Origin of the sequence: Mycolicibacterium chubuense (genome assembly GCF_001044255.1) — a bacterium.
GTDB classification, from domain to species: Bacteria; Actinomycetota; Actinomycetes; order Mycobacteriales; family Mycobacteriaceae; genus Mycobacterium; species Mycobacterium chubuense.
The window spans coordinates 38,728-61,165 of the sequence record NZ_JYNX01000058.1; the positions used below are offsets into that span (position 1 = coordinate 38,728).

Below are 22,438 nucleotides of genomic sequence, written 5' to 3' on the forward strand. Positions count from 1 at the left end.
TGAACGACTACCAGGTGGCCTCTCGGATGTACTCGCCGATCTGCTTGATCGAGCGGCCGGCCTCCGGCACCGCGGGCGCACCGAGCTGGAAGACATGCATCTGACCGGGCCAGATGCGGACCTCTACCGGAACGCCCGACGCGGCGAGCAGCCGGGCGGCCTTGCGCGCATCGCTGAGCAGAACCTCCGAGCCGGACACGTGGATGAGCGTGCGCGGCAATCCGGGTTCGATGTGGTCGAGCGGCTCGAAGACCTCTTCGGGCTTGCCGTCGACGATGCGCTTGGACCCTGCCTGCTCGATCAGCTCGACCAGCGCGTGAAAAGCCTTGGGCGGGAACATGACATCGCTGCGGATGTTCGGGTGGTCGGCCCGCGCCTCGTTGTCGATCTCGAACAGCGGGGACATCGTGACGATCGCCGCGGGGGTCTCGGCGCCGTACCCCTCGACACCTTCGAACTGCAGGCGCTCGGCGAGGGACAGCGCCAGATAACCGCCGGCCGAATCACCGGCGAGCACGATCTGGTCCGGCTCGTAACCGGTCTCTCGCAGCCACCGGTAGGCGTCGAAGCAGTCGTCGAGGGCGGTGCCCACGGAGTGCTTGGGGATCATCCGGTAGTTCACGACGAGCACCGGCGCATCGGCGTAGCGGGACAGCGCGGTCACCAGCCGGCCGTGGGTGTTCACCCCGCACGTCAGGAATGCGCCGCCGTGCATGTAGAGAATCACGCTGCGCTTGCCGTCGGCCGGCAGCACACCGGAGGCGCGGACCAGCTGCGCGGTGCAGTGCGGCAGGCCGATGGTCGCGCGCACGGTACCGGGCACCGGGCGGATGACCCGCGCCGCGAAGTCGACCAGACCCCACGGCCACGGCAACTTGGGGGCGTAGCTGCCCACGGAGAGGAACGGCTTGATCGTCGCCATCGCCGCCAGGCCCATCAGTCGGCCGGCGATGCTCGGCCCGTCCTCGACCACCTCGACGGGCGCACCGTCACTGACCGGGAAGCGGCGCGGTTTGTGCCCTCGACCTGGTCTGACACCGAGGTGTGCAGAACTGGGGATCTTGCTCGGTGCCGTCATCGCCACCACTCCCTACGCCGTTGTAGTCCCAGGACAAGCCAAGATACTCAGACAAGCTCGTAACTTAGCTTGGCATCTGTAACCATTATCACAATTGTCTAAACGTTATTGGTACCGGAGTTGATACCGCACCGTGACCGCCGATTACCTCTGCAACGCGCGAATCGGCCGAAATCGCACCTAAACTGACGACGTGGGCATCAGCCACCGTGCTCCTCACGTCCGCACGCCGCGTCGGTCGACGGTAGCCCTGGCGGCCGTGGCAACCCTGGCGTCGACGGGCTCGTTCTACGTGGGCGCTCGCAATCTGCTGACCGGGCAGGCCGATCAGGCCCGCCGCGTCATCCCGAAGTCCTGGGACATCCCGCCGCGCGCCGACGGCGTCTACACCGGTGACGACGGCCCTCCGCAGCGCTGGCACCGCGGGGTGCCGTTCGACCTGCACCTGATGATCTTCGGCGACTCCACGGCCACCGGCTACGGCTGCGCCACCGCCGACGAGGTGCCCGGCGTGCTGCTGGCCCGGGGGCTGGCCGAGGAGTCCGGGAAAAGCATCCGGTTGAGCACGAAGGCCATCGTCGGCGCGACGTCCAAGGGCCTGTCCGGTCAGATCGACGCGATGTTCGTCGCCGGTCCCCCGCCGGACGCCGCGGTGATCATGATCGGCGCCAACGACATCACCGCCCCCAACGGCATCGGCCCGTCGGCCCGCCGGCTGGGCCGTGCCGTGCGGCGGCTGCGCGGCAGCGGCGCGGTCGTCGTCGTCGGCACCTGCCCGGACTTCGGGGTGATCAAGGCGATCCCGCAGCCGCTGCGCTGGGTGGCCCGCAGCCGCGGACTGCGGCTGGCGCGGGTGCAGGCGGGCGCCGTGCGCGCGGCGGGCGGAGTCCCGGTGCCGTTCTCCGATCTGCTCGCGCCGCACTTCCAGCAGGCGCCCGAGGAGATGTTCTCCTCCGACATGTTCCATCCGTCGGCGGCGGGTTACGCGCTGGCGGCCAAGCAGTTGCTGCCCGCGCTGCGCGAGGCCCTCGGCGAATCGGCCGCCGGTGATCCGGCGCTGGAGTCGCGTTCGGCGGAGGGCGCGTCGCTGCTGTCGCGGGTCGCCAACCTCAGCCGGCTGTGGCGCCGCTCGACCGGGGTGCCCGCGCCGATCGTGGTGGCTGCGAGCTAGGTTCACAGCAGAGAACTCGCTGTCTACCGAGGAGTCGTCATGCCCGAAGCCGTCATCGTCGCCACCGCCCGCTCCCCGATCGGCCGGGCCAACAAGGGATCGCTGGTGTCCATGCGGCCCGACGATCTGGCCGCCCAGATGGTCAAGGCCGTGCTGGACAAGGTGCCGGCCCTGGACCCGCGCGACATCGACGACCTGATCATGGGCTGTGGCCAGCCCGGCGGTGAGGCCGGCTTCAACATCGGACGCACGGTGGCGGTGCAGCTGGGCTACGACTTCCTGCCCGGCACGACGGTGAACCGGTACTGCTCGTCGTCGCTGCAGACCACGCGCATGGCGTTCCACGCGATCAAGGCCGGCGAGGGCGACGCGTTCATCTCCGCCGGCGTCGAGACCGTGTCACGTTTCCTCAAGGGCACCTCCGACGGGTGGCCGGATTCGAAGAACCCGATCTACGCCGACGCCATGGCCCGCACCGAGCAGGCCGCCGCCGGGGCCAGCGAGTGGCACGACCCGCGCGAGGACGGCAACCTGCCGGACGTCTACATCGCGATGGGCCAGACCGCCGAGAACGTCGCCGCCTTCACCGGCATCAGCCGGGAGGACCAGGACCACTGGGGCGTGCGGTCGCAGAACCGTGCCGAAGAGGCCATCAAGAGCGGCTTCTTCGAGCGTGAGATCGTGCCGGTGACGCTGCCCGACGGCACCGTCGTCACCACCGATGACGGCCCGCGCGCCGGCACCACCTACGAGGCCGTCAGCCAGCTCAAGCCCGTGTTCCGACCCAACGGCACGATCACCGCGGGCAACGCGTGCCCGCTCAACGACGGCGCGGCCGCCGTGGTGATCATGAGCGACACGAAGGCCAAGGAGCTGGGGCTGACACCGCTGGCGCGCATCGTGTCAACCGGGGTGTCCGGGCTGTCCCCGGAGATCATGGGCCTGGGCCCGATCGAGGCGGTCAAAAAGGCGCTGGCCAACGCGAAGATGTCGATCGGCGACATCGACCTCTACGAGATCAACGAGGCGTTCGCGGTCCAGGTGCTCGGCTCGGCGCGGGAGCTCGGGATGGACCTCGAGAAGCTCAACGTCTCGGGTGGGGCGATCGCGCTGGGGCACCCGTTCGGGATGACGGGCGCCCGCATCACCGCCACGCTGCTGAACAACCTCGCCACGCACGACAAGACGTTCGGCATCGAGACGATGTGCGTCGGCGGCGGCCAGGGCATGGCGATGGTCGTGGAGCGCCTCTCCTAGCTTGTGCGGCGAGACTGCGGGGAGATCGCCAGATCACGAGATTCCACGATCTCCCCGCAGTCTCGATGCCCAGGCGCGCTCGATTCGCGCCCGGATGTCGGACTGTCGGTCCGCTTTGAGGACGCGGATGACGAGCCACCCGAGGTCTCGGAGATCCTCGGAACGGCGGATGTCTCTGGCGTACTGCGCGTCGTCGGTGCGGTGATGTTCGCCGTCGTACTCGACGGCGATCATGACGCCCGGCCACCCCATGTCGAGGTAGTACCGCCGTCGGCCGTCGAGGCTGACGACGGGGATCTGCGTGTGAGGTCTCGGGTGGCCCGCACGGATGATCAGCAGGCGCAGCCATGTCTCCTTCGGCGACGCCGCACCCGCGTCGTAGAGGTCCAGAACCGTCCCGAGTTGCCTCAATCCACGAGCGCCGCGGTGCCGCCGAGCGCAGGCCATGACGTCGTCGGCACGGAGTCCCGTGGCATTGCCCAGGGCGTCGAGTCGCGCGACCGCGTCGTCGAGACGGCCCCGCCGAGCGAGGTCATATGCGGTCCGGGCAACGGTGGTCAGCCGTAGGCCGTGAAGGCTCGTGTACTCGTCTGGTCGCAGGCGGACGTCGGAGGTGATCAGGCCGGGCGGCCGACGCGCGTTCGACCAGACGAGCTCGATAGGGAGCGCGGGATCGACCCATCGCGCGCCGTGAAGGGCCGACGCGGTCAGTCCTGCGATGATGCCTTCGCGATGGGACCAGAGCCACGCCGCCTTGGCGCGGTGCTCGAGAGTCAGCGATACCTCAGCCGGTGCGTATACATCCGGGTAGACCGCCTGATAGGACGAGCGCAATTCGTGCTTCCTGACGAGACCTTGTGCGATCGCTTCACTGCCGACGAAGGGCCAACTGCGGGGTGTCACGCTGCCAACGTCGCACGCCTGAACGCCGGGGCCGTCGCCCAGACTGCGGGCAGATCGCAATCTGGGGATGAATCGCGATCTGTGAGCAGTCTGGACGCACACCAGCGCATGAAAAAGGGGCGCCCACCGCAGTGAGCGCCCCAATTTCGAGCCGAGACTAGTCGCTGTTGAAGTAGCTCAGCAGGCGCAGGATCTCGATGTAGAGCCAGACCAGGGTCACGGTCAGGCCGAGCGCGATGCCCCAGGCCGCCTTCTCCGGCGCGCCGGCGCGGATCATCTGGTCCGCGGCATCGAAATCGAGCAGGAACGAGAACGCCGCGATGCCGATGCACACCAGCGAGAAGATGATCGCGATCGGGCCGCCGCTGCGCAGGCCGAGGCCGTCGCCGCCGCCGACGCCGAACAGCGCGAGCACGAGATTGCCGAGCATCAGCACCAGAACGCCGATCATGGCCGCAACCATGAACCGGGTGAACTTCGGCGTGACGCGGATAGCGCCGGTCTTGTAGACGACGAGCATGCCCGCGAACACGCCGATGGTGCCGAGCACCGCCTGGCTGATCAGCGCACCCGCGCTGATCCCCGACACCATCAGGTTCGCGACGACGAAGGAGAACGCGCCGAGGAACAGGCCCTCGAGCGCGGCGTAGGTCAGGACGACACCCGGGTTGTCCTGCTTACGGCCGAACGTCGCGATCAGAACGACCGCGAGGCCGCCGAAGGCGCCCACCAACGTGAAGGGCATCGCCAGCGCCACGTTCTGGGCGACCAGGAAGTAGGAGACGACGGCGACCGCGGACAGCACGGCCAACGTGATGCCGGTCTTCGTGACGACGTCATCGATCGTCAGCGGGCGCGAGACGCCGCGCTGCTGCTGATCGGGGTAGGCAGTGTAGGGATCGGCGTGTACCGCTTGCGCACCGTAGCCGGCGGCTCCGGTACCGAATTGCGCGTATCCGCCCTGCTGCCCCTTGGGCAGCGTGCGAAATACCGGGTTGCTGCTCTCGCGCACCGTCGGTTCCTTTCCTGATGTCGTGTGTCGGCCTGTGCCGAACACTGGTTGAACGATCGGCGGGCCGGGACGGTTCCCGGTTCCGCAGAACAGTTCCCAGGCTCTTCACAGGAAACCTTACCCGGGCCCGCGCAATCCGGGGTGACGATCTAGATTGCTCCCGTGGAGGAAAACGAGGATGTCCTAGTAAGTGTGAGCAACGGCGTCGGCCACCTCACCCTCAACCGGCCCAAGGCCATCAACTCGCTGACCCACCTGATGGTCACCGCGATCTCGGCGGCGCTCAACGCGTGGCAGGACGACGACGACATCCGTGCCGTCGTCGTGACCGGGGCGGGTGACCGGGGCCTGTGCGCCGGCGGCGACGTCGTCGCGATCTACCACTCGGCCAGGGCCGACGGCGCCGAGGCTCGCAGCTTCTGGCATGACGAATACCTGCTGAACTCCTTCATCGGCCGCTACCCGAAGCCGTACGTCGCGGTCATGAACGGCATCACGATGGGCGGCGGCGTCGGGATCAGTGCCCACGGCAGCGTCCGCGTGGTCACCGAGACCACCAAGATGGCGATGCCCGAAGTCGGCATCGGGTTCATCCCCGACGTCGGCGGCAACTTCATCCTGTCGCGGGCGCCCGGCCTGCTCGGCGTGCATGCGGCGCTGACGGGCGCCCCGTTCAGCGGCGCGGACGCCATCGCGATGGGCTTCGCCGATCACTTCGTCCCCCACGACGACCTGGAGGCGTTCCTCGGTGCCGTGGAGGCCGACGGGGTCGACCACGCGGTCGCCGCGTTCGCGCAGCAGCCGCCGCCGAGCACGCTGCTCGCCCAGCGCGACTGGATCGACGAGTGCTACTCCGGTGCGACCGTTGCCGACATCGTCGACGCACTACGCCGACGCGGGGAGGGACCGGCCGACGAGGCCGCCGACCTCATCGCGTCCCGCTCTCCGCTGGCCCTGTCGGTCGCACTGGAGGCCGTGCGCCGGGCCGCGTCGCTGACCACACTGGAAGACGTGCTGCGCCAGGAGTTCCGAACCTCCTGCGCGGCGTTGCGTTCCCATGATCTGGTGGAGGGCATCCGGGCGCAGCTCATCGACAAGGACCGCAACCCGCAATGGTCGCCGGCGTCTTTCGACGCCGTGACCGCCGCGGACGTCGACGCGTACTTCGCCTCCGCCGACCCCGATCTGACCTTCGACCAGGAGCAGCCATGACCGCAGAGAACTACGAGACCATCCTCGTCGCCCGCGACGGCCGGGTTGCCACGATCACGTTGAACCGGCCCAAGGCGCTCAACGCGCTCAACAGCCAGGTGATGACCGAAGTGACCACAGCCGCAGCCGAACTCGACGCCGACCCGGGCGTCGGCGCGATCATCGTCACCGGCAACGAGAAGGCGTTCGCGGCCGGGGCGGACATCAAGGAGATGGCGAACCTGTCGTTCGCCGACGTCTTCTCCTCCGACTTCTTCGCCGCCTGGGGCAGATTCGCGGCCACCCGCACCCCGACCATCGCGGCGGTGGCCGGGTACGCGCTGGGCGGCGGCTGCGAGCTGGCGATGATGTGCGACATCCTGATCGCCGCCGACAGCGCCAAATTCGGCCAGCCCGAGATCAAGCTCGGTGTGCTGCCGGGGATGGGCGGCTCCCAGCGGTTGACGCGCGCGATCGGCAAGGCCAAGGCGATGGACCTGATCCTGACCGGCCGCAACATGGGTGCCGAGGAGGCCGAGCGCGCCGGGCTGGTGTCCCGCGTCGTCCCGGCCGACACCCTGCTCGAGGAGGCCCGTTCGGTCGCGCAGACGATCGCCGGCATGTCGCTGTCCGCGTCGCGGATGGCCAAGGAGGCGGTCAACCGCGCCTTCGAATCCACCCTTGCGGAGGGCCTGCTTTACGAGCGCCGGCTGTTCCACTCGGCGTTCGCCACCGACGACCAGACCGAGGGCATGGCCGCCTTCACCGAGAAGCGTTCGCCGAACTTCACGCACCGCTAAAGTGCCCTGGTGACCGATACCGTTCCCGCGACCGAGGTGGAGGCGCCGGCGCCGGCGCCCCGCAAACCGTGGTGGGTCCGGCGCTACACGTTCACCGGCACCGCCGTGGGTCTGGTCCTGCTGTGGCTGTCGATGACGCCGTCGCTGCTGCCCCGCGGTCCGCTGTTCCAGGGCCTCGTCAGCGGCGGCGCGGGCGCGATCGGGTACGGCATCGGTGTGTTCGCGGTGTGGCTGGGGCGCTACATGGCGTCGAAGGACTCCAGCCCCCCGGCGCCGCGCTGGGCCTGGTTGGTGCTGCTGGTCGTCGGCGTCATCGGGCTGGTGCTGGCGATCATCTGGTTCCACGAGTGGCAGGACGACGTTCGCGATCTGATGGGCGTCCCGCGGCTGACGCTGGGCGATTACCCGCTGGCCGCGGCCATCTCGGTCGTCACGCTGTTCGTGTTCGTCGAAATCGGGCAGTTGATCGGCAGACTGGTGCGCTACCTCGTCCGTCAGCTCAATCGTGTTGCCCCGCCTCGGGTTTCGGCGGTCATCGTGGTGACGTTGTTGCTGGCGTTGACGATCGCGCTGCTCAACGGCGTGGTGGTGCGGTTCGCGATGAGCACCATCAACAAGACGTTCGCGGCGGTCAACGACGAGACCGACCCCGACAACGCGCCGCCGGACACCGCGCTGCGCTCGGGTGGTCCCGAATCGCTGGTGAGTTGGGAGTCGCTGGGCCATCAGGGCCGCATCTTCATCTCCGGCGGCCCGTCGACCGACGAGCTCAGCGCGTTCAACGGCCGCCCGGCCACCGAGCCGATCCGCGCCTACGCCGGCCTGAATTCCGCGGACGGCATCAAGGCCACCGCACAGTTGGCGGCGTTGGAGCTGCAGCGCACCGGCGGACTCGACCGGGCCGTGGTCGCGGTCGCGACGACCACCGGGACGGGGTGGATCAACGAGGCGGAGGCCTCGGCGCTGGAGTACATGTACAACGGCAACACCGCGATCGTGTCGATGCAGTACTCGTTCCTGCCCAGCTGGCTGTCCTTCCTCGTCGACAAGGAGAACGCCCGGCAGGCGGGGCAGGCCCTGTTCGAGGCGGTCGACGAGCTGATCCGGGAGATGCCTGAAGCCCGGCGACCCAAGCTGGTGGTGTTCGGGGAGAGCCTCGGCTCTTTCGGCGGTGAGGCGCCGTTCCTGGCGTTGAACAATCTGATCGCCCGCACCGACGGTGCGCTGTTCAGTGGGCCCACGTTCAACAACACGATCTGGACCGACCTGACGCACAACCGCGACCCCGGGTCTCCGGAATGGCTCCCTATCTACGACAAGGGCGCCAACGTCCGCTTCGTGGCCGAGCCGAAGGACCTGCAGCGTCCGCACGATCCGTGGGAGCAGCCGCGTGCGGTGTACCTGCAGCACGCCTCGGATCCGATCGCGTGGTGGAACCCGGATCTGCTGTTCGCTCAACCGGATTGGCTTCGGGAACCGCGTGGTTACGACGTCTCCCCCGACATGGAGTGGATACCGGTGGTGACGTTCCTGCAGGTGTCGGCCGACATGGCCGTCGCGGTCAACGTGCCCGACGGGCACGGCCACGTGTACGTGCGCAACGTGGCCGACGCCTGGGCGTCGATCCTGTTGCCGCCGGGGTGGTCTCAGGAGAAGACGGAGCGGTTGCGGCCGCTGCTGCGGTCCGACGAGAACAGCTAGTAGACCAGCACGCCTTTGAGTGCGTGGTAGCCGCCGATGACGTCGGTGGCGCGGTGCAGCCCGATCTCCTGCAGAGCCGCGGCCGCGAGGCTGGAGGTGTAGCCCTCCGAGCAGAGCACCACCCACTCGACGTCGTCGTCGACGGCCTCCGGCAGTCGGGCGTCGCTGGTGGGGTCGAGGCGCCACTCGAGCACGTTGCGCTCGACGATCAGCGCGGTGGGCACCTCCCCCTCGATCGCGCGCTGCGCGGCGGGACGGATGTCGACGAGGATCGCGCCGCGGCGCAGCGCGGCCGGGAGCTCGTCGGCGGACAACCGGTTGATCTTCGTGCGTGCGTTCTCCAGAACCACGTCGATGCGGCTGCCCATCTCTACTTCCCCTCCGGCTGGTCGGTCAACTCGGTTCGCTTGCGGCGCAACGTGTTGCGCTCGGAGACCTCGTAGTAGGACATCGCGGTCAGCGGCGGCGAGTAGGCGTGCACGCTCAAGGTGGGACCGGGTCCGATGACGCTGATCGTGTCGCGGGCCCAGACCACATCATGCACCCAGCCGAGTGGGAACGCGGCCTGGTCCCCCGCCGCGAGCCGGCGGTGCCGCAGCTGCTCGCCGTCCCATCGGGTCTCCTGCAGCGCACCCGACACCACCGTCAGCGCGCCGAGGGAGCCGCCGTGGTCGTGCAATTCGGTCGAGCGGTCGGGCACCCAGCTGATCAGCCACACGTCGAGCTCGTCGTCGCCGTGCAGACGGGTGAACCAGCGTTCGGTGGTGGGTGTTCCGCCGGCCGGCAGTAGCCGGTCGTACCGCCCGCCCAGCACGTCGGCGGCGTAGCGGTCGGTGGCGTGCAGCAGGTCGGCAGGGCGCAGCCGGGTAGGCGCGAGAACCATGGGGATACTCCAGGAAGGGACGAACGGGTGGGAGGGTTCGGCGTCAGGCCGGACAACACTCCAACGACGTCTCGTTCATCACGTGGCCAGTGTTCCACAGAGTTTCGCCGTCCCGCCAGGGCCGGCAGATAACCTCACGGTGAATCTGAATACCCGCAGTTCGGTGCCCGCGGCCGGTTGCCTACATTGGCGGCATGCCCAGTCCAGTTGTCCGGGTCGCCGCTGTCGCCGTCGTGGGCGTGCTGGCCTGCGCCGGGTGTTCCTCGGCTCCCGAGCCCGCGGCACCGACGTCGTCCACGCCCGAGGCCTCGTCGTCGTCGGCGTCGCCGACCCCTTCGCCGTCGCTGGCGCCCGACGCGGTCGCCGTCTCCCCGGGCGGCGTCACCACCAAGGTGGGCGCGCCCGCCGAGTCCACCGAGGACGACTACTTCCAGGCCTGCAGCGCCGCGCGGACGTGGATGGGCCAGCGCGGCGGTGACCCGAAGACGCAGATCGAGCCGTATCTGAAGATGCTGCAGAGCGCGCCGACGGTGGGTCCCGGCGACTTCGACAAGAAGTGGTCGGAGCTGTCGGCCGGGCAGCAGTCCGCGATGATCGTCGCGGTGGAGGCCGCCGCCGACGCGCTGTGCGGATGACGCGTCAGGCGTCGACGCCCCACACCAGGCAGAACGGGTGACCCGCGGGGTCGCGGAACACGCGGAAGTGGTCCTCCCCCTCGGCGTCGGTGACGCGCGTGCCACCCAGTCGGAGCACCTCACGCTCAGCGGCGTCGACGTCCTCGACGACGACGTCGAGGTGGATCTGCTGAGAGGCGTGGGCGTCGGGGAACCGGGGCGGCCGGTGCTGGGGTGAGAGCTGGAACGCCAGCCGGCGCCCCGACAGGTCGGTGACGACGACCCAGTCCGGTTCCTCCTCGGTGACGGCACCCCCCAGCACCTCGGCCCAGAACCCCGCCAGCCCCTGCGGGTCGGGGCAGTCGACGACGACAGAACGCAGTTGTCCGATCATGGGTGACAGGGTTGCCCGTCCGCGCCGGATCTCACGCGCGAGAATGAGCGCATGCGGGTCGCATTGGCTCTGGGCAGCGGGGGCGCGCGCGGGTACGCCCACATCGGCGTGATCAACGAACTCCACGAACGCGGCCACGAGATCGTCGGCATCGCCGGCTCGTCGATGGGCGCCCTGGTCGGCGGGTTGGAAGCGGCGGGCCGGCTCGACCAGTACACGTCCTGGGCGGGCTCGCTGACCCAGCGCGCGGTGCTGCGCCTGCTCGACCCGTCGATCACGTCGGCCGGGGTGCTGCGGGCGGAGAAGATCCTCGACGCCGTCCGCGAGATCCTCGGCGACGTCACCATCGAGGCGCTGCCGATCCCCTACACATCGGTGGCCACCGATCTGATCACGGGCAAGTCGGTGTGGATGCAACGAGGCCCGGTCGACGACGCCATCCGGGCGTCGATCGCGATCCCCGGCGTGATCACCCCGCACGTGCTCGACGGGCGACTGCTCGCCGACGGGGGCATCCTCGATCCGCTGCCGATGGCGCCCATCGCGGCGGTCGCGGCCGACGTCACCATCGCGGTCAGCCTCTCCGGGGAGGACCCGGAAACGCATCGCCGGCAGCAGGAATCGCGGCAGCCCACCGGGGACTGGCTCAACCGGATGTGGCGCAGTTCGTCGTCGCTGCTGGACACCAAGGCGGCCCGCTCCCTGCTCGATACCCCGACCGGGCGGGCAGTGCTGGGCCGGTTCGCGGTGGGCGACGACGAGCCCGTCACCGAACCGGCCGGGCACCTCGTGCCCAAACTGGGTGCGTTCGAGGTGATGAACCGGACCATCGACATCGCGCAGGCGGCACTGGCCCGCCACACGCTGGCGGCCTATCCGCCCGATCTGCTCGTCGAGGTGCCGCGCACGGTGTGCCGGAGCCTGGACTTCCATCGGGCCAACGAGGTGATCGACATCGGCCAGGAGCTCGCCAGCGTCGCACTCGACACCCTCGAGGCCAGGGTGTCCGAATCCGGTTCAGACGCCTAGGAAGTCGGCGACCCGCCGGGCCTCCCGGCGGCCCTGTGCGCGGCCGGCATGCGCCGACGGTGCCCGGCAGGCCGGATCCAGCGGGTTGGGGCCGAATGCCTCGAGCGCGTCGGCGTCGGCGAACACCGCCAGCGTCGCCCCGGCGAACGCGGCGATCTCCTCGACGGTGGCGCTTCCCCACGGCGACGGGGTGTCCGTGCCGGACGGCACGAGGGCGATCGCGGTGTCGCAGTCGGTGACCGCGGACATGTTCACGGTGCTGCGCACGCCGCCGTCCATGTAGCGCCGGTCGCCGATGGTGACCGGCGGCCACGCTCCCGGCACCGCGCAGCTGGCGGCCACCGCGTCGACCAGCCCGACTCCCGATGCGCGGTCGAACACCACGAGTTCACCGGTAGCGATGTCGATTCCGGTGATGCGTAGGTCGCCGGCCGGCCAGTCGTGCGACGGTAGCCGGTGCTCGATCACCGCGCGGCGCACCGGTTCTGCGACGGTGTCGGTGGCCGCTGCCACGGCGCCGATCTTCTGCAGCTTCTGCTCGCGGGTGGCGCCGGGGGTCAGCATCGCGTCGAGGAAGAGTTCCGTGATGTTGTCGACCGACACCCCGGGGTGGATCTCGGCCGCGCCCGCCTCGTCGGACACCTGCCGGGCGAACAACTCCTCCAGCGGCAGACCGCTGCCCAGTTGCGCGGCGACCGTCGACCCCGCCGAGGTGCCCAGCAGCACGTCGGAATCGAGCAGGGCGGATGCCGCAGCCGGCTCGACATCGGCGATACCCACCAGAATTCCCGTCTCCCAGGCGATTCCCGCCAGGCCGCCGCCGGCGAGCACGAGGGCGCGCTTGTCGGCCGTCACGTCGCGAGGTGGGTGTCGAAGAAGGCGAACACGCGGCGGTAGGCGTCGTCGGTGGTGTCGGCGTCGTGACCGAACCCGACGATGCGCAGGAACGGTTGCCCGGGAAGCTCGTTGGCCCACGAGTGCCCGACGTCGGGGTAGACCTTGACGTCGTGCGGAACATCGTTGCGCTGCAACACGTTCTCCAGCCGGGGCCCGTTACCGATGTTGAGCACGTCCTTCCTGCCGTAGCTGGCGACCACCGGACAGGTGCCGGCGTCGAGGAACCCGTAGTCGCGCATGATCGACGGGTAGAACGGCGCCGACACGTCGAAGCCCTGGGTGCCCATCACGAGGGCGAATCCGCCGCCCATGCAGAAGCCGGCGATCCCGACCTTGCCGATGCAGTCCTGGCGTTCGGCGAGCAGTGCGCGTGCGGCCTGCAGGTCGTCGACGGCCTCACCGCGGCGCTGCGCCAGCGCGCGCAGCACCGTCCTGACGCAGCGAACGTAACTGCCCCGCGAGTACAGGTCGGGCGCCAGCGCGAGGAAGCCGTGGTCGGCGAATCTCGCGGTGTTGCGCCGGATGTCGGCGGTCAGACCGAAGGCGTCGTGCACGACGACCACGCCCGGCCACGGACCCTGTCCCACCGGAACCGCGAGCGCGGCGGGGATCGGCCCCGCCGGCGTCGGCACCTCCACGTCTGTCATCCTGATCCCTTCCCTCAGCCGGCGCTCTGGCTCGCCACCGCGACCGCGTTCAAGTCCGCCGCCGTCAGGCGGTGTGCCGGTGCTGCCACCACGCCGGTGGCGCAGGTGATGTCGAGGCCGGGTCCGACGTGGACGAGTTCGCCGTCGCACAACGGGCGCCAGGCCGGGTCGTCATCCATCCGTTCGGTCGCGAACACCACCGACGGCGCATCGTCGAGGCGCGCGGCCCGGCTGCGAATCCTGCTGCTGCGCAACTCGAACGGTGCATGCCGTGCGGGCCGGCGACGGTCGAGGACGAACAGGTCGTGGGTGTCGGGATAGCGCAGCGCCCACATGTCGGTCGCGGTGCACAGCAGGATGTTCAGCGCGTAGACGCCCACGTGGGCGGCGAGCCAGTTCAGGGCGTCGAGCAGGCCGGCGCCGACGTCGCCGCCGCGGATGCGCACCGAGGCGGTGATGAGCGCGAATACTCGTTCCGAATCGGTCTGTCCCGCAACAAGATCGATGACCTGCAGCTCGGCCAGCCGGGCGTCGAGCACATCGAGGTCCTCGACCACACCGTTGTGGGCGAAGAGCCGGCCATCCTGCAGGAACGGGTGGGTGTTGGCCGCGTCGGGGCCACCGGTGGAGGCGTAGCGCACGTGGGCGAGGACGGTCGTCGCCGTCACCTCACGGGCCTCCCGGGCGAACTCCGCGTCCTCCCAGGCGGCCAGGGGCTGCTTGTCGACCATCGGCCGGCCGGTCGCGTCGAAGTATCCGAGCCCGGTGCCGTCGGGGTTGCGCCGGCTCTGCTCGGCCAGGCTGTCGGGCGCATCGAGCAACCAGAACGTCGCCGGCACCGGGGTGCCGGCGTGCAACCCGAACAGTCGGCACATCAGCGCGCGGCTCCGGGCATACCGCGATGGTAGTCACCTACAGCCCGGGCGCCGCCCTGCCGCTGATCAGCGGGAGATCCAGGTAGGTGGCGATCCCCGGCGGCGCCGCACACACCGCCGGCACCGAGTTCACGCAGTGCGCGGCCGTACCGACCACGCCGTACTCCGGTCCTTCGCCGCCGACCTCGGACTGGAAGCCCGTCACCGACACGGTGAAATCGGGGTTGCCGCGCACCTCCATCTCGTAGCGCTGCCCCGCCGGGCCGAACGACCACGCGGGGTCGAGATGCTCCTCCCCCATCAGCCAGTTGACCGTCACTCGCACCACCGGCTCACCGTCGACCAGCGCCTCCCAATGGAACTTCCGTCCGGCGACCTGCCCCGGCTCGATCGGCCCCATCGGGGAGTCGATGGTGGCCGTGGCCACCGCGATCTCCTGGGTGGCCCGCACCCTGGGGTCGGCATGGAACCCGAGCTGGTCGACGCACATCCGGACGGCCTGGATGAACCCGGCGTCGAGCATCTTCTGCATCGGGCCCGTCAGGGCCTTGTCGGGCGTCTCACCGAACCCCATCACGTGACGCAGCACGTCCGGCGCCTCGTAGGTGCGCAGATCGGAGAACTCCTCCGCGCGAACGAAGGTCACGCCCGTCGCCATCGCCGAGAGCATCAGCGGGAACTTCTCGCTGATGCCGCCCGGGGCGATGCCGGTGCCGTGCAGGGTCGCGTTGCCGGCCAGGGCCGCCTCCCGCAGCGGGGCGCCACTGCGCTCACTGGGATAGAGCCAGCCGACCGGGGTGACGACGTTCTTGCCGGACCGCAGCAGCGCGATGACCTCCTCGGGGTTCGCGATCAGCGGCGAGTAGACGACCGCGTCGGCGTCGAGGGCGAGGATCTCGTCGATGCTGTCGGTGGCGGTGACGCCGAGGGGTCCGGTGCCGATCAACTCACCGACGTCGCGGCCGGCTTTGGCCGCCGAATGCACCCAGCACCCGGCGAGTTCGAGCTCGGGGTGCTCGAGCACGCCCTTGATCGCGGCGACCCCGACGCCGCCGGTCGCCCACTGCACGACGCGCAGCGCCATGTCGCCTCCTCGCGTTCGCTGGATCGAAACTAGAACGTGTTCTACCTTCAGGTGTACACCAGCGCACGGCGGGTCGGGCGCGATTGACGAAGGGATGGCAGAGATGAACCGAGTGTTCGTCGTCGGCGTGGGAATGACGAAGTTCGAGAAGCCGGGCGGACGCGCAGCTCGCGGAGCGGACCATGAATCCGGCCGCGAGGGCTGGGACTACCCCGACATGGCGCGGGAGTCCGGCACCAAGGCGCTCGAGGACGCCGGGGTCACCTACACCGAGATCGAGCAGGGCTACGTCGGCTACTGCTCGGGGGACTCGACATCGGGCCAGCGAGCCCTCTACGAGTTGGGGATGACGGGGATCCCGATCGTCAACGTGAACAACAATTGCTCGACCGGATCCACCGCGCTGTATCTGGCCGCGCAATCGATTCGCGGCGGGCTCGCCGACTGCGTGCTGGCGCTGGGCTTCGAGAAGATGCAGCCCGGCTCGCTCGGGGGCGGTGCCGACGACCGGGAATCGCCGATGAAGCGACACATCCTGGCGCTCAACGAGATCGACACCATGCAGTTCCCGGTGGCGCCGTGGATGTTCGGCGCGGCCGGTCGCGAGCACATGCGCAGGTACGGCAGCACCGCCGAGCATTTCGCGAAGATCGGTTACAAGAACCACAAGCATTCGGTCAACAATCCGTACGCCCAGTTCCAAGACGAGTACAGCCTCGACGACATCCTGGCGGCGAAGATGATCTCCGACCCGCTGACCAAGCTGCAGTGCTCGCCGACGTCGGACGGATCGGCGGCCGTGGTGCTGGCCAGTGAGGACTACGTGGAGCGGCACGACCTGGCCGGCCGCGCGGTCGAGATCGTCGGGCAGGCGATGACCACCGACTTCGCGTCGACGTTCGACGGCAGCGCGGCCAACATCATCGGTTACGACATGAATGTGCAAGCGGCGCAGAAGGTCTACGAGCAGTCGGGGCTGGGCCCGCAGGATTTCCAGGTGATCGAACTGCACGACTGCTTCTCGGCCAACGAGCTGCTGCTGTACGAGGCCCTCGGACTGTGCGGGCCCGGCGAGGCGCCCAAGCTGATCGACGACGAGGACACCACCTACGGCGGACGCTGGGTGGTCAACCCGTCGGGCGGGCTGATCTCCAAGGGCCATCCGCTGGGTGCGACGGGGCTCGCGCAGTCCAGCGAGTTGACGTGGCAGTTGCGCGGTGACGCGGACAAGCGTCAGGTCGACGGCGTCACCGCCGCGCTGCAGCACAACATCGGACTGGGCGGAGCGGCGGTGGTGACGGCCTACCAGCGCGCCGAGCGCTAGGGGTTTTCGCCGGGCACGGTGAACCCGCACGGCTCGCGAAACGTGTCACCTCCCGTAAGCGATATCACCAGCAGGGGCCGGGGTGACGGAGGTAGACCATGCGATGGGCATGGATGGCGGTGGCGGCGGCACTCGGGGTCGCGCTGAGCCCGGCGGGCCAGGCGGCCGCCGAGGACCAGAACCCGTTGATCGTGATCGAACAACTGCGCAGCGCGGGCTACACGGTCAACATCGACCGCGTCGGCAGCGCCCCGCTCGAGAACTGCACGGTGCTGAGCGTGCGCAATCCGCAGCAGGTCACCCAACCGGTGCGCGTGGTGGACCGGCACGGCCGCTCGCGCGACGTCGACGTCATCGATGTGGTGGTGCACCAGTCGATCTCGGTCTCGCTGGACTGCTCGCACTGAGCCCGCGGCCGCTCACCCACGAAGAAAAGTCCCGGCCGGAGGGGATCCGGCCGGGACTTTCCTGCGCGCTCTACACCGCGGCAGGGACCTTCTCCTGCTGCGGCTCCTGAACGCGCGAGCCGTGGTCGTCGTCGAGCATGGTCAGCTCGTCGAACGGATCCCGTCCGGCCAGCACCGCGGACACCTTGGCCTTGTCCACCGTGTGCGTCCACGACCCGACCAGCAGCGTGGCCACCGCGTTGCCCGAGAAGTTGGTGACCGCACGCGCCTCGGACATGAAGCGGTCGATGCCGACGATCAGTCCGACGCCGTCGAGCAGGTCCGGCCGGTGGGCCTGCAGACCGCCCGCCAGGGTCGCCAGGCCCGCACCGGTCACACCGGCCGCACCCTTCGAGGCGACGATCATGAACACCAGCAGGCCGATCTGCTCGGACAGCGACAGCGGGTCACCCAGCGCGCCGGCGATGAACAGCGAGGCCATGGTCAGGTAGATCGCGGTGCCGTCCAGGTTGAACGAGTAGCCGGTGGGCACGACCACGCCGACGGTCGAGCGGTCGACGCCGAGGTGCTCCATCTTGGCGATCAGCCGGGGCAGCGCCGATTCCGACGACGAGGTCGACACGATCAGGAGGTATTCGCGGGCCAGGTAGCGCACCAGCTTGAAGATCGACACCCCGGACACCACCCGCAGCAGCGCACCGAGCACACCGAAGACGAAGATCGCGCAGGTGATGTAGAAGCCGACCATCAGCGTCAGCAGCTGTCCCACCGCGGCCCAGCCGGTCTGCCCGACGACGTTGGCGATCGCCCCGAAGGCGCCGATCGGGGCCAGCCAGAGGATCATCACCAGCACCTTGAACACCAGCTTCTGCAGGTGCTCGACGCCGCGTAGGATCGGCTCACCGGCGCGGCCGAGGCCCTGAATCGCGAAGCCGACGAGCAGCGCGACGAACAGGGCCTGCAGCACGCTGCCTTCGGTCAGCGCGGAGAACAGCGACGTCGGGATGATGCCCTGCACGAAGTCCATCAGGCCGCCGGCCTCGTGCGCCTTGTCGGCCAGCTCCGCGCCCTTGCCCGCGGCGCTCTCGGACAGGTGCAGTCCCGTTCCCGGATGCAGCAGGTTGCCGACCACCAGGCCGATCGCCAGCGCGAATGTCGACATCACGAGGAAGTACACGAACGCCAGCCCGCCGACCTTGCCGACGGTNCGCCAGCGCGAATGTCGACATCACGAGGAAGTACACGAACGCCAGCCCGCCGACCTTGCCGACGGTGGCCGCCTTCCGCACCGATCCGATGCCCAGCACGATCGTGCAGAAGATGACCGGCGCGATCATCATCTTGATCAGCGCCACGAACATCGTGCCGAGTACGCCGACGCTCTTGCCCACCTCGGGTGCGAGGATGCCGACCCCGACACCGGCGAGCACCGCGACGATGACCGCGATGTAGAGCCAGTGGGTGCGGTCGCGCCGCTTGGGCGCGTCGGCCGGCCGTGGCTCGTGAGCCGGCCTGTCCGTGGTGGTGGTCATGTGCTTCCTCCAGAGTCGATGTCGCGAAGTGGTCTGAAAGGATGGTCGGTGAGCGCGTGAGCCAGGTCACGTTTTAGTGCATTTCGTTCAGAGGAGGCGCGGCGCGATGGGACGGATGCGGGCGGCGTGGCCGCGGTCCCTGGCCGGCCAGGCGATCGTGCTGCAGGTGCTCGTGATCGCGTTGATCGTCGCGGCCGGCAGCGTGCTCGCGCTGGTCGACGCCCGCCGCGACGGCGACGCCGCGGCCAGGGAGCAGGTGGTCGGCATCGCCACGTCGCTGGCCGACGCCCCGTCGACCGCGGCCGCGATCGAATCGGGCCGGGCCACCGAGATCCTGCAGCCCGTCACCGAAACGGTGCGCACGCACACCGACATCGCGTTCATCACGATCATGGCGCCGGACCGGACACGGTTCACCCACACCGACCCGTCCCAGATCGGCGGCGCTTATCTGGGCACCATCGAGCCGGCGCTGCGCGGCGAGACGTTCACCGAGACCTACACCGGCACGCTGGGACCGTCGATCCGTGCGGTGGCGCCGGTGCGCGATGCGTCGGGTCGGATCGTCGGCCTGGTGGCCGCAGGCATCCTGCAGAAGAGCCTGGCCGAGCGGTGGCGCTCGCAGTGGCCGTTGATCGCGACCGTCGGCGCGGGCGCGCTGGCGGTGTCGCTGGTCGGGGTGTGGGGTATCCGCCGCCGGCTGCTGCGGCAGACCCGCGGGTTGCGGCCCGAGGAGCTGCGGGTGATGTACGACCACCACGACGCGATCCTGCACTCGGTGTCCGAGGGGCTGATCGTGCTCGACCGCGACGGCGTGGCCCTGGTCAACGACGAGGCGCGCCGGCTGCTCTCGCTGCCGGCCGGCGATGTCGACCGCGCGGATCTGCCGGAGTTCCTGCGGTCCTTCGCCCCCGGCGCCCGCGACGAGGTGCACGTCACCGACGACCGGGTGCTGGTGGTCAACCGCTCCCCGGTGCCGTCGGCCGGGCGGTCGTCGGAGGTGGTGACGATCCGCGACCGCACCGAATTGCAGGGCGCGCTGGGCGAATTGAACTCCTTGAAGGTGCTCACCGACTCACTGCGGTCCCAGGCGCACGAGGCGGCCAACAAGTTGCACACCATCGTGACGATGGTCGAGATGGGGCGCGCCGACGAGGCGGTCCGGTTCGCGACGGCGGAACTCGAACTGTCCCAACAACTCGTCGATCGGCTGTCCACCGCGGTCGGCGAGCCGGCGCTCGTGGCACTGCTTCTGGGCAAGACGGCGCAGGCCGACGAGCGCGGTATCGAGCTGACCGTCACCGAGGAGACCCACCTGCCTGCCGGGGACGGGCACGTGCTCAGCGGTTCGGAGATGGTCACCGTGCTCGGCAACCTGATCGACAACGCGATGGACGCCTGCGACAAGACCGATCCGTGGGTGGAGGTGACGGTGAACCAGAGCGACGCCCGACTGCTCATCCGGGTGGCCGACAGTGGAGAAGGCATGGACCCCACGACGTTCGAGAAGGCGATGCGGCGCGGATACTCGACGAAGTCGGGCAGCGACGCCGAGCAGCACGGTCTGGGGCTGGCGCTGGTGGCCCAGGTGGTCAAGCGGCACGGCGGTCAGCTCACCGCCGACGTGTCGTACGGCTCGGTGGTGACGGTGACGGTGGCGTCCGCGTGATCCGGGTGCTCATCGTCGAGGACGAGCCGCTGATCGCCGACGCGCATCAGACGTATCTGGGCCGCCTGCAGGGCTTTTCGGTCGCTGCGGTGGCGCACACCGCGCGCGACGCGATGCGGGCGGCCTCGGAGGCGGCGGCGTCGGACGACCCGATCGACCTGGTGCTGCTCGACATCGGGCTCCCCGACGCCAACGGGATCGCACTGGCCTCGGCGCTGTCGGGTCTGCGGCCGGCTCCCGACATCATCACGATCACCTCGGAGCGCGACCTGGAGATGGTCCGCGCGGCCGTCGGCCACGGTGCGCTGGCCTATCTGCTCAAGCCGTTCACGTTCGCCGCGTTCCGCGACCGCCTCGAGCGGTACGCCCGCTACCGCGAGGCGCTGCCCGCCGGCACGGACGCAGCCAGCCAGGCCGAGGTCGACCGGGCACTGGCCGAATTGCGGATCGGGCCGGACCGCACCAGCGCCCCGAAGGGCGTCGCGCCCGGCACCAACGACGAAATCGCCAGGGCAGTCAGGGATTCCGGCGACAGTGGAGTCACCGCCGACGACGTCGCCAAGCAGATCGGGGTGTCCCGGGTGACGGCGTGGCGCTATCTGGAGCGCCTCGCCGACGAGGGCACGGTGCGACGGAACACCGACTACGGCAAGGCCGGGCGGCCGAAGACCCGCTACCAGTGGCGCTGAGCGCCCCTAGACCGTGACGGGCTGGCGCGACCGCGGGACGGCCAGCGCGATCGGGTCGGTCGCGAGCAACTGCGAGTACAGGATGCCGATCGTCGACTCGACCGAGAACACGCTGAGGCACCCGGAGTAGTCGGCGATGAAGAGCCGGCTGCCGTCGGCCGACGGCGCCACACACGACGGCCGCGCGGCGACCGTCAGGGCGTCGATGATCTCGAGGCTCACCGTGCACACGACGATCACGCGGTCGTAATCGACGACGTAGGCGCGCGTCTCGTCGGGGCTGAGCACCAGCTGCGTGGGGGCACCGCCGACGACCACCGTGTCGGTCACGGTGGCGACGGACAGGTCGATGACGTGCACAGCACCACCGACGGCACGGTCGGAGGTCAGCGCGTACAGGGTGTCGCCCGCGCACGCGAGGTCACGAAGCGGGGATCCGACCGGCACGACGCGCTGCACTCGGGTGGTCTCGGCGTCGACGACGATCAGCCGGCTGCCGCGGTCGTCGGTCACGGCCACGAAGAGCCGACGGCCACGAGGATCCATCGCCAGGGCATCGATGTTGGCCGCCGGGCCCCGTCCGATGTCGATGGTTCCGGCGCGCTCGGCCGTGATGTCGATGACGGTCACCTCGACGTGGTCACCGCTGGTGCGGCCCGCGTAGACGCGCTTGCCGTCGGGGCTGACGGTCAGTGCGGTGACTCCGGAGGCCACCGGGAACGTCGCGGTCACCCGTCCGGCCTCGAGGTCCACCACGGCGACGGCGTCCTGGTTGGCCGACGCGATGCTGACGTAGGCGCGGTCGTCGGAGACCACGACGGCCGTCGGCTCGCCCCCGAGGGCCACGACGGCGCGCTCGGCGAGGGTGGCCGGATCGAGAAGGGTGACGGTGTCGTCGGCCGGGGCGGCGACGGCGACGGCGCCGCATCCCGCGGCGAGGTCGCCGACCGGACCGTGACCCACGGCGATCTCCCGCTCGAGCACCACGTCGGCCGCCACAGCGTCCACGAGGGCATCGTCGGTCACAGCAACCTCACCGGACACACTCGCGCTGTCCTGACGCATCCGCCCCGTGGGCATCGCAAAGTTAGCCATCTGTAGAACTCACCTCCGCCGGGAACAACATCCCCGGGATCGATTTCGTCTGTCAGCAACCCTCTCGGGCGCGGTCTGAGCCGAGTCTAACGACGGAAAATCAAGGTCAGAGGTGCCAAAGGTCCCCACCTGCCTCCGGCGGGCACGGACTCTCAGGACATGCTTAGGATTCTCTTCGTTATCCAG

22 protein-coding genes and 2 pseudogenes are annotated in these 22,438 nt (G+C 69.5%); 11 read left to right on the top strand and 13 right to left on the bottom strand.

Going from position 1 to position 22,438, the window contains the following annotated elements; genetic code table 11:
- Positions 1-7: 7 nt before the first annotated feature.
- Positions 8-1,078 carry an alpha/beta hydrolase gene (locus tag MCHUDSM44219_RS18930; protein ID WP_048419994.1) on the bottom strand — a complete coding sequence of 357 codons (1,071 nt, stop codon included), beginning with the start codon at positions 1,076-1,078 and terminating at the stop codon, positions 8-10.
- Between the two features lie 193 nt (positions 1,079-1,271).
- Here MCHUDSM44219_RS18930 and MCHUDSM44219_RS18935 point away from each other — a divergent pair, with 193 nt between their 5' ends.
- Complete coding sequence (locus MCHUDSM44219_RS18935; protein WP_082162277.1) at positions 1,272-2,249, top strand: SGNH/GDSL hydrolase family protein; 978 nt, start codon at positions 1,272-1,274, stop codon at positions 2,247-2,249.
- A 39-nt stretch (positions 2,250-2,288) separates the two neighbouring features.
- Positions 2,289-3,506 (top strand): acetyl-CoA C-acetyltransferase, encoded by a 1,218-nt coding sequence (locus tag MCHUDSM44219_RS18940; protein WP_048419797.1) that lies wholly within the window; start codon positions 2,289-2,291, stop codon positions 3,504-3,506.
- A 33-nt stretch (positions 3,507-3,539) separates the two neighbouring features.
- Here MCHUDSM44219_RS18940 and MCHUDSM44219_RS18945 read toward each other — a convergent pair whose 3' ends face one another.
- Complete coding sequence (locus tag MCHUDSM44219_RS18945) at positions 3,540-4,409, bottom strand: hypothetical protein (protein ID WP_048419798.1); 870 nt, start codon at positions 4,407-4,409, stop codon at positions 3,540-3,542.
- Positions 4,410-4,566: 157 nt separating this feature from the next.
- The gene (locus MCHUDSM44219_RS18950; RefSeq protein ID WP_048419799.1) at positions 4,567-5,421 is read right to left on the bottom strand and encodes a Bax inhibitor-1/YccA family protein; all 855 of its coding nucleotides are present in this window, start codon (positions 5,419-5,421) and stop codon (positions 4,567-4,569) included.
- Between the two features lie 162 nt (positions 5,422-5,583).
- Here MCHUDSM44219_RS18950 and MCHUDSM44219_RS18955 point away from each other — a divergent pair, with 162 nt between their 5' ends.
- From MCHUDSM44219_RS18955 to MCHUDSM44219_RS18965, 3 genes are read left to right on the top strand one after another with little or no spacing between them, the layout of a single operon-like run.
- Complete coding sequence (locus tag MCHUDSM44219_RS18955) at positions 5,584-6,633, top strand: enoyl-CoA hydratase/isomerase family protein (RefSeq protein WP_048419800.1); 1,050 nt, start codon at positions 5,584-5,586, stop codon at positions 6,631-6,633.
- Positions 6,630-7,412, top strand: coding sequence for an enoyl-CoA hydratase (locus MCHUDSM44219_RS18960; RefSeq protein WP_048419801.1), 783 nt, complete (start codon positions 6,630-6,632; stop codon positions 7,410-7,412). The genes MCHUDSM44219_RS18955 and MCHUDSM44219_RS18960 overlap by 4 nt, the downstream gene beginning before the upstream one ends.
- Positions 7,413-7,421: 9 nt before the next feature.
- On the top strand, positions 7,422-9,113 hold the full coding sequence (locus MCHUDSM44219_RS18965; RefSeq protein WP_048419802.1) for an alpha/beta hydrolase: 1,692 nt from the start codon (positions 7,422-7,424) through the stop codon (positions 9,111-9,113).
- Here the strand turns inward: MCHUDSM44219_RS18965 and MCHUDSM44219_RS18970 are convergent.
- The gene (locus MCHUDSM44219_RS18970; protein WP_048419803.1) at positions 9,110-9,481 is read right to left on the bottom strand and encodes a rhodanese-like domain-containing protein; all 372 of its coding nucleotides are present in this window, start codon (positions 9,479-9,481) and stop codon (positions 9,110-9,112) included. The two genes, MCHUDSM44219_RS18965 and MCHUDSM44219_RS18970, sit on opposite strands and share 4 nt — an antisense overlap.
- A gap of 2 nt (positions 9,482-9,483) precedes the next feature.
- Complete coding sequence (locus MCHUDSM44219_RS18975; protein WP_048419804.1) at positions 9,484-9,996, bottom strand: cysteine dioxygenase; 513 nt, start codon at positions 9,994-9,996, stop codon at positions 9,484-9,486.
- A 194-nt stretch (positions 9,997-10,190) separates the two neighbouring features.
- Between MCHUDSM44219_RS18975 and MCHUDSM44219_RS18980 the strand changes: the two genes are divergently transcribed.
- Positions 10,191-10,631, top strand: a complete 441-nt coding sequence (locus MCHUDSM44219_RS18980) for a lipoprotein LpqV (protein WP_048419805.1) — start codon at positions 10,191-10,193, stop codon at positions 10,629-10,631.
- A 4-nt stretch (positions 10,632-10,635) separates the two neighbouring features.
- On the opposite strand, the gene MCHUDSM44219_RS18985 is transcribed toward MCHUDSM44219_RS18980, so the two are convergent.
- Complete coding sequence (locus MCHUDSM44219_RS18985; protein ID WP_048419806.1) at positions 10,636-11,004, bottom strand: VOC family protein; 369 nt, start codon at positions 11,002-11,004, stop codon at positions 10,636-10,638.
- Positions 11,005-11,055: 51 nt separating this feature from the next.
- Here MCHUDSM44219_RS18985 and MCHUDSM44219_RS18990 point away from each other — a divergent pair, with 51 nt between their 5' ends.
- Positions 11,056-12,033, top strand: coding sequence for a patatin-like phospholipase family protein (locus MCHUDSM44219_RS18990; RefSeq protein WP_048419807.1), 978 nt, complete (start codon positions 11,056-11,058; stop codon positions 12,031-12,033).
- On the opposite strand, the gene MCHUDSM44219_RS18995 is transcribed toward MCHUDSM44219_RS18990, so the two are convergent.
- From MCHUDSM44219_RS18995 to MCHUDSM44219_RS19010, 4 genes are read right to left on the bottom strand one after another with little or no spacing between them, the layout of a single operon-like run.
- Positions 12,022-12,888 carry a patatin-like phospholipase family protein gene (locus tag MCHUDSM44219_RS18995; protein WP_048419808.1) on the bottom strand — a complete coding sequence of 289 codons (867 nt, stop codon included), beginning with the start codon at positions 12,886-12,888 and terminating at the stop codon, positions 12,022-12,024. The two genes, MCHUDSM44219_RS18990 and MCHUDSM44219_RS18995, sit on opposite strands and share 12 nt — an antisense overlap.
- Positions 12,885-13,577 (bottom strand): dienelactone hydrolase family protein, encoded by a 693-nt coding sequence (locus tag MCHUDSM44219_RS19000; RefSeq protein ID WP_048419809.1) that lies wholly within the window; start codon positions 13,575-13,577, stop codon positions 12,885-12,887. Before MCHUDSM44219_RS19000 ends, MCHUDSM44219_RS18995 begins: the two co-directional genes overlap by 4 nt.
- Before the next feature lie 14 nt (positions 13,578-13,591).
- Positions 13,592-14,452: a class II glutamine amidotransferase gene (locus tag MCHUDSM44219_RS19005; protein WP_048419810.1), complete on the bottom strand. Its 861-nt coding sequence runs from the start codon at positions 14,450-14,452 to the stop codon at positions 13,592-13,594.
- Positions 14,453-14,489: 37 nt separating this feature from the next.
- Positions 14,490-15,536 carry an NAD(P)H-dependent amine dehydrogenase family protein gene (locus MCHUDSM44219_RS19010; protein ID WP_048419811.1) on the bottom strand — a complete coding sequence of 349 codons (1,047 nt, stop codon included), beginning with the start codon at positions 15,534-15,536 and terminating at the stop codon, positions 14,490-14,492.
- A 103-nt stretch (positions 15,537-15,639) separates the two neighbouring features.
- On the opposite strand from MCHUDSM44219_RS19010, the gene MCHUDSM44219_RS19015 reads away from it, so the two are divergent.
- Complete coding sequence (locus MCHUDSM44219_RS19015) at positions 15,640-16,860, top strand: lipid-transfer protein (RefSeq protein ID WP_048419996.1); 1,221 nt, start codon at positions 15,640-15,642, stop codon at positions 16,858-16,860.
- Positions 16,861-16,958: 98 nt separating this feature from the next.
- A complete protein-coding gene (locus MCHUDSM44219_RS19020; protein WP_048419812.1) occupies positions 16,959-17,267 on the top strand; it encodes a hypothetical protein in 309 nt (102 codons plus the stop codon).
- A gap of 70 nt (positions 17,268-17,337) precedes the next feature.
- Here MCHUDSM44219_RS19020 and MCHUDSM44219_RS19025 read toward each other — a convergent pair.
- Positions 17,338-18,412: pseudogene (locus tag MCHUDSM44219_RS19025) on the bottom strand (cation:dicarboxylate symporter family transporter); the annotation flags it as partial.
- Between the two features lie 63 nt (positions 18,413-18,475).
- Positions 18,476-18,799: pseudogene (locus MCHUDSM44219_RS31215) on the bottom strand (cation:dicarboxylate symporter family transporter); the annotation flags it as partial.
- 106 nt (positions 18,800-18,905) lie between these two features.
- Between MCHUDSM44219_RS31215 and MCHUDSM44219_RS19030 the strand changes: the two are divergent.
- Both MCHUDSM44219_RS19030 and MCHUDSM44219_RS19035 read left to right on the top strand, forming a co-directional pair.
- Entirely contained in the window at positions 18,906-20,468 is a 1,563-nt protein-coding gene (locus tag MCHUDSM44219_RS19030) for a sensor histidine kinase (RefSeq protein ID WP_082162278.1), read from the top strand.
- Positions 20,465-21,157 carry a response regulator gene (locus tag MCHUDSM44219_RS19035; protein WP_048419814.1) on the top strand — a complete coding sequence of 231 codons (693 nt, stop codon included), beginning with the start codon at positions 20,465-20,467 and terminating at the stop codon, positions 21,155-21,157. Before MCHUDSM44219_RS19030 ends, MCHUDSM44219_RS19035 begins: the two co-directional genes overlap by 4 nt.
- 6 nt (positions 21,158-21,163) lie before the next feature.
- On the opposite strand, the gene MCHUDSM44219_RS19040 is transcribed toward MCHUDSM44219_RS19035, so the two are convergent.
- Entirely contained in the window at positions 21,164-22,183 is a 1,020-nt protein-coding gene (locus MCHUDSM44219_RS19040) for an MmpL3/TtfA transport complex stabilizer (protein ID WP_236695514.1), read from the bottom strand.
- Positions 22,184-22,438 lie beyond the last annotated feature (255 nt).